This window comes from Klebsiella sp. JB_Kp042 (assembly GCF_040065275.1).
In the GTDB taxonomy this organism is placed as follows: Bacteria; Pseudomonadota; Gammaproteobacteria; order Enterobacterales; family Enterobacteriaceae; genus Klebsiella; species Klebsiella quasipneumoniae.
Genome location: NZ_JBEAJL010000049.1, coordinates 1 through 6712, shown reverse-complemented (window position 1 = coordinate 6712; position 6712 = coordinate 1). Strand labels below are relative to the sequence as shown.

Sequence of the window (6712 nt, the reverse complement as noted above, 5' to 3'; positions counted from 1 at the left end):
CACAACCCGCTACGGGGGAGACTTACCCGAAATCTGATTTATTCAACAAAGCCGATGAATGCCTGAATGAGCACTGGTTCAGCGATATTGTTCACGCCAGGAAGATCATTAATGACTGGCGACTGGATTATAACGAGTGTCGACCACATTCATCACTGAATTACCTGACGCCGGCTGAATTTGCAGCGGGCTGGCGAAACGGGAAATATGAAGAAAAACCAACCGACATTACTAACTGAAGGTTGTATCTAACTCTGGGGGCAGGTCAGTAAATATGAAAATGCGTTAAATCAGAAAAGCGCGTTAAAGGCCGAGCGAATATAGCAAAAAGTTATATCGGCAAACTCTACGCATTGGCACAATAGGCGAAAAGTAAAAACCTAACCCCAGATGAACGCTACCAACTTCGACAAGAAAAAGTATTGCCTATCTTAGCAAAGTTCAAAGCTTGGCTCGATTCTGTATTCCAACTTATTGATTACAATTAAAAACTGAATGACAATCTAAAAATTAAAGAACCATATTCATAGCCAAGAATCCGACACCTCCAGCCAACACCAAGATACCTAAAACAACTATGGTTCGTAGCCCGCTTATCGATCTTTGCTGAGACTCCACCGCTGCCTCTAACTTGCTTTTCAATTCCGCTAATTGTTTAGCAATGCGGCTATCAATTGCTGTGCAGCCTTGTTCAAACTGATCAGGTGTTACAAACTTCAAGGCTGCAACCTCACGCCTTAGTTTCAACTGTTCATCTTTGATCTGGCCTAGAAGATCATTCAGTGACGTAAGGCGACCGTCAAACTCTTCAAATTTATTCGAGTTCTTCGTAACCAATTCAGCCTGTTCATAAGCTAGACTTGCGAGCGTTGATTTCGCTGCCTCTATCTCAGTTCTTGCATCGTTGACGGCGCTCAACAGGCCATTAAACTCTGCCACTTGCGTCGATTGCTCTTCGAGTGAATCGATTACCCGGTGTAGTTTCTGTATGTCATTCACCAATTAATCCCCTTGTATAGGCTGGTAAGTTTTTCAAGTCTAATTGCTAGTGGAGCTAACAAAGTGTGATAGGAGAACGGATCTCCTAGCTCTTCATTTACCTCCTCAAGAAAATCCAAATCTTCAAATTTCTCATGGACCAAACGAGCAAAGCGGCTTCGCGCATTTTCAGAGAACATTGGCTTTAGCTGCATAGTTTTTCGGACCAGCTCTAGTGCTTCATCCCTATTATCACTGATCAACCGATCAAATGACGATGCCATTCTTCGCTCTCCATCTGCATCATCAAACTCATCGGAAGCTAGTCGTAGCACACCACTCAAGTAGTTCAAGAATGCATTATCTTTGTATGACTCTAGGAATCGAGAAATCTGACCTCGTAGGATCGTCATCTTCTCGCTGCCTACTAGATGTTCCGTGCCCTCTTCTTCATCAGTTTCAAAAAAAACTGATGGCCATAACTTCGCCGATGCAGAATTCTCAGCCATATAGAGCAAAAGTTGGCTCGACTTGTCGTGTCTGAAATAACCCTCCAACTTCTCCTTAAATTCTTTGCCATCCATCCTGCCTTCAGCAAATAAACAACAGTGTTCATAAACGTTCTTCTGTGACTGGCGGCGGTTGTAGACAAAATGGTCATAGGACCAAAGTAAAAGAACAAGAAAGATAAATTGCGATTTATCGATAGACCCTTTTCTCAGCTTGTCGCAGAGAATTTTGTAGTACTGGTTAACACTACTGAACACATCAGCGAGCTTAAACTCAGGATCATACTTTCTGACGGTATGCTCAATTTTCTTTTCCAGGCCTTCTTCCGATAGGCACTGGAACTCGACATAGAGCGTTCCATTAAAAAAGTCTTCGATTACCCAGTCAGAGACAATACCTAATTGAGAAAGACGGTAGATAGCCTTTTCCAATTTAAACTTTTCCGTACCAAACTGCCTGGCAGTAATGATCACCGTGTTGTGTTCCTGATTGTACTTAAAGAATTCGTATACATTTGCCATCAACTTGAACTCATCATTGATTGTGTCCAAGCCGTTTGTCATCAGGAATAGATTTGTGTTCAGGTCGCTATCGCGACTCAATGACTTCACGTACTCCTTCAGATCTTTGACGTTCGTGCTAGCGTCCCAAATCTTGTCGAGAATAGCTGAATTGGGCTCTTTTGTGAGAAGCACATAGCAATCTGCGGGTACTTCCTTGAATAGTTTTTTATCTCGCCCGGCCCTGCCTGCTTCCTGATACAAGGCCTCCATCGACCCAGGTATTCCGAAGTGAATCGTATAGGCAATATTCCCCTTATTCACGCCCATTCCGAATGCCTTAGTGGCAGTAAGTAGGCGGTATTTATTTTCTTTAAATTCGTCTTGAACTTGGCGCTTATACCTATCGAAAGCCTCTCCCTGCAATCCACCCATTTTCGGAGCCGACCCCGAAAAATATCTAACATCCATCTTCAAGAGTGTTGAAATTCGGCCCGCTAAGGTATGACACCCCTTAGCTCCGTTGACGGTAGGTGTGAATATGATCCCCGCCTTATTGCCGTCTTCCCGATCGAAATTCCATTTACCCTCCATTTCAGAAACAAGCTTGACGACTGCATCACCTTTAAGGCCTTTATCGTCGATAACGTGGAATGAGAGTTCCTCGCGAGTGAAGTCCATTGGGGTACGGACAAAATCATCGGGGATATCAAACTCTGTTTGAATATCCTTTAAGACGTTAACTGATGCTGTTGCCGTTAGGCCTATATAACTTGCACTAGGAGCAAACCGTTCGATTGTATTTGCCAGGTTCAGATAAGAAGTCCTGAAATCATGTCCCCACTCAGACAAACAGTGAGCTTCATCGATCACCGCGTAGGCAAATGAGAGATCTAGTCCGATAGCCAACATCTCTTTTCTAAACGCATGGGTTTGGAATCGCTCAGGCGATATGAAAACGAAGAAGTACTTACCACGTCCGAAATCTCTCTGAACTTTGGCCTTCTCTCCTGCCTTCAAATCACTTGTAATAAAATTGCTTCGAGTGAAGCCGATGCTATCCAAATCTGCTTTCTGGTCATACATCAAACTTTTTATCGGGCACACGACAAAGCTAACGGCTGGTTGCAGGACCGCAGACAGCTGGTAACAAATCGACTTACCCGAACCTGTAGGCAGCAATCCTATTGTGCCGTTTTTCGAAAGTGCAGATCCTATGATACCAACCTGCCCTTCCCTGAAATCTACATCCTCTAGGTATGGTAGAAACAGGTTGCTGAGGAAGTATCTCAGCGACTCTCGCTGCTCGCTGCCTGGGCTAAGATCTAGCTTGTAGGTAATGGGGTTACTACATGAAAGCTCGAAAAAGTCATAGTCAATCAATTGACTGGTTTCTATTGAAACAGCATCAGAATCTTCGAAGTTTCGATAGAAATCGAAGTAATCCGTACGTGAATATATGACGTCTTGGTTAACTTGAAAGGAATCGTCATAACGCTCCAGTAAGCTGAAGTCGATGAATATATTTTCACCAGACCGTTCGCTCGGAAGCTCATCTGATTCGATCAGCGTAACCTCAATTCGCTTTTCTTCAATGCCGATGAGACGAAAGATATTCGATAACAAATCGTTCAGGTCGTCCAGTGCCGATTCAGCAAAATCAGTTCCATCACGATTGACTATGAATAGTTTTTTCAACTCCCCTAGTCTGATCTGACCTCGTTCAAGAAGCTCTAATAACAGTATCTGGAAACGCAACGCCGAGGTCAGCCTCAATCGCGAGTCAGTAACATCGACTCCATTTTCATAAGCCTCTTGGTAATTCAATAAAGAAATACCATTAGGAGGCGTTAGGACACCATTTCGCTCTAGACTATCAACGATCTGAATTTGAGAAATAATCGAATTTATCTTACTGATAAATGACTGATTCTCAGATGCCACTTCTTGAACAGTGAAACGAACTGTCTTCAGTCCCAAGGTTTCAGTAAACGCATCCCTCATCTCATCTAAATGCTGAGAATTTTGGTGCTGTTGACCATCTATCTCAATAATTAAACCAACTTGAGGAATGTAAAAATCTACCTGTCGGTTCTGGAATTGTTCAACGTAGACCTGAGTCATATCGTAAATCTGAACTTCAGGGAGCATTAGTTGTTTTACAAAAATGTACTCACCGAAATACTTTGGAATCAGCTCATCAAAAAACCTTTTCGCTGGGTAGTACCCAGAATGCTTGTTGCCTCGAATCAATCTATTCCAAAAAACTGGCTTATCTGACACAAGAGCCTGAGCTGATGTATTAAGACCGCTCTTCTCCAGTTCAATGCCAAATGCCTTCCTCAGTTTCCGCGAGGCTATTGTTGGCTTCCCTCTCTGAAGCATATTCTTAAGAACTTGAATTGCTGCAAATAGCTGTCCAGACGCCGTTTCAGACGAGATAGAATACTGGAGAAGATTGTGGAAAATGAAGTTATGGTTGGTTCTCGCGTAGTTAGCAGAAAACTTCTTGCTTACAAGCCTGCTACTAGACTTCGACCTGACATGTCTAGATAGTTCACTTTCGTCCGCCAGCGAGTCGATGATTGGGTTGTACAAATCTGAAAACAGTTGGTTATTGTGTTGTTGTTCTTGGCTGTCAGTGCCTAGCTCCAATCTATAGAGAGTTTTAACCAACGTAAAAATGTAAATACTTGAATTCGGAAAAGCTTGAGATAGACAGCGTGTTATCTCATCAGTTGTAGCCCCCGAAGTTAATACGTCGTCAACGATCAGAAATGTCGGATTTGAATTAGCTTCTATTGAATCAAAATAGGCTTTATAGGCACCTCTGACCTGGTGGAGTCTTTGTGCTGCAGTGCAATTAGTCGATTTATCTAATACGTGATCTTTCTCTAATATCTTAGGTTGGTAAGAAGCCCCTAAAGCAACAGCCAGCGATTTGCCCAAGGTATCTAATGCTTTATCGCCATCTTCAGCCCTAAGCTCAGCGTGACCTAACGCTCGAACAACTATATCTATGGCTGGGAATGAAGGAGCTAGCTCAACAGTCTTGTTAACCCAGCGGCGAACAGAAGTATTCTTGTTATCTTTGAAAGACCAAACTTCCTGTTTGATACCATCTAAATAGAATCCCAGATGAAGTTTATTCCCAGATTGTATTAACTCAGAACGTCCAGTTCTTGCGGAGCTCCGCGTCGAGTTTTTTCCAATAAGCTCGGTGAGACCGCTTATTCCCTTATGTGACGAATCGATCTCCGAGGCAGAACCCCAATCTACTGAGAAAAACTCAACTCCTGCATTGGAAGCAGCGTCTCGATCTAGGTTACTATCTCCTAAATAAATTGACTCGTCGGCGCTAACACCGAAGTACTCGAGAATACGAGTAACGCCCTCAGGGCTCGGCTTATGCTGCGTTACATCATGGTAGGCTACTACATAATCAACAGTGATACTGAAGTGTTTGAGTAGCCCCTGAACGTAGTTCGAAGGCGCATTCGAGAAGATAGCAACCTTGATTCCAACCGACCGAGCCGTTGTAACAAGGCCGACAACGTCCTGATAGATGACACAACCATTAAAGTACCTGGGTATGTCTCTCCATCGGCCAGCTGACCGAAGTGGTTCGAGGCTTGATGTATCAATAAGCGTGTCATCAAGATCGAGGACGATGACCTTTATCACAGCAGGCCACCTTTTGCTTTCAACGACCTAAATGAACTCGCGATATCTTCTAATTGAAGACGAATATCTTCATAAGATTCGCTCGTGTAGGGTATCGCCCTCCCTTCGTTAACTAGCTGTTGAGTTCCTGAAATTGCCTTGATAGTAAGATCTGGATACTTAGCTTTATGTGCGTCAGGAACGAAGACAGGACGCATCATAGAGATAGCAGATTTGACTGCGTGCATCGTCCCACCATCTATCGAAGTTTCAATAGCAAAGACGGCAGTAGATAAACCTGCTTGTATCCTGTCTCGCTTAGCAAAGAACGCAGGTATTGCTTTGGTTCCTGGTGCATTCTCTGCAACTAGAAGTCCGCCCTCGTCCAATATTTCCTTAGCGAGTTCCCGATTACTTGCGGGAGAAATAGACTCCACATCGACAAGAACAGAAATCGTTGGTGTTTTGGCGTCTAATGCCGCGCGATGAGCAATTGTATCGATACCCAGTGCAAGTCCACTGACTATCGTGAAGCCATAAGTCGCAAACTTTTGAATAGTTTTAATCGTTATGGTTTCCCCCTTGGGGGTGTTTTCACGAGTGCCTACAACCGCTAATGAAAGCCTATTATCTAAGAGGTTCAGATTGCCTTTGCAGTATAGAAAAGGAGGAGGTTTCGGGAGACCGTATAACGCAATTGGATAGGTTTTCGTACCGAAGAGAACAATCTCAACACCTTTATTTTTGAACGAATCAATCTCAGCTTGTACTTCGACCCTGAGAGCTTGGAAGTTCGCAGTATCTAAGAAGCTTTCGAGAGTTGCTCGAGATTTACCGTTTGATATTTTTAGATTGGAGGAGTGGTGTGCCAGTTCTTCGAGTGTTGCCACTCCGCTATACGCTGAAAACTTTAAGATGGACAGAACAGTTTCATCACCAACGTTCATTAGCCTCTTGACAACAAGAGCATCTACTATGTTCACATCCACTCCAAAAACACAACAAATTCTAGGGAAGGTGCGAACAAGTTCCTGATATGAGATCATCATATTCATCCGGAG

4 protein-coding genes are annotated in these 6712 nt (G+C 43.5%); 1 reads left to right on the top strand and 3 read right to left on the bottom strand.

The window, feature by feature from the left end:
• The coding region (locus ABLV54_RS12725) for a transposase (RefSeq protein WP_348814170.1) at positions 1-239 on the top strand (239 nt) is incomplete at its 5' end.
• A gap of 271 nt (positions 240-510) precedes the next feature.
• Here ABLV54_RS12725 and ABLV54_RS12720 read toward each other — a convergent pair.
• The 3 genes from ABLV54_RS12720 to ABLV54_RS12710 form a co-directional block, all read right to left on the bottom strand.
• Positions 511-999, bottom strand: coding sequence for a hypothetical protein (locus ABLV54_RS12720; protein ID WP_032469931.1), 489 nt, complete (start codon positions 997-999; stop codon positions 511-513).
• A complete protein-coding gene (locus ABLV54_RS12715) occupies positions 996-5672 on the bottom strand; it encodes a RecQ family ATP-dependent DNA helicase (protein ID WP_348814169.1) in 4677 nt (1558 codons plus the stop codon). Before ABLV54_RS12715 ends, ABLV54_RS12720 begins: the two co-directional genes overlap by 4 nt.
• Positions 5669-6712: DNA-processing protein DprA (locus ABLV54_RS12710; protein ID WP_348814168.1), on the bottom strand; the 1044-nt coding region annotated here is incomplete at its 5' end. The genes ABLV54_RS12710 and ABLV54_RS12715, both read right to left, overlap by 4 nt.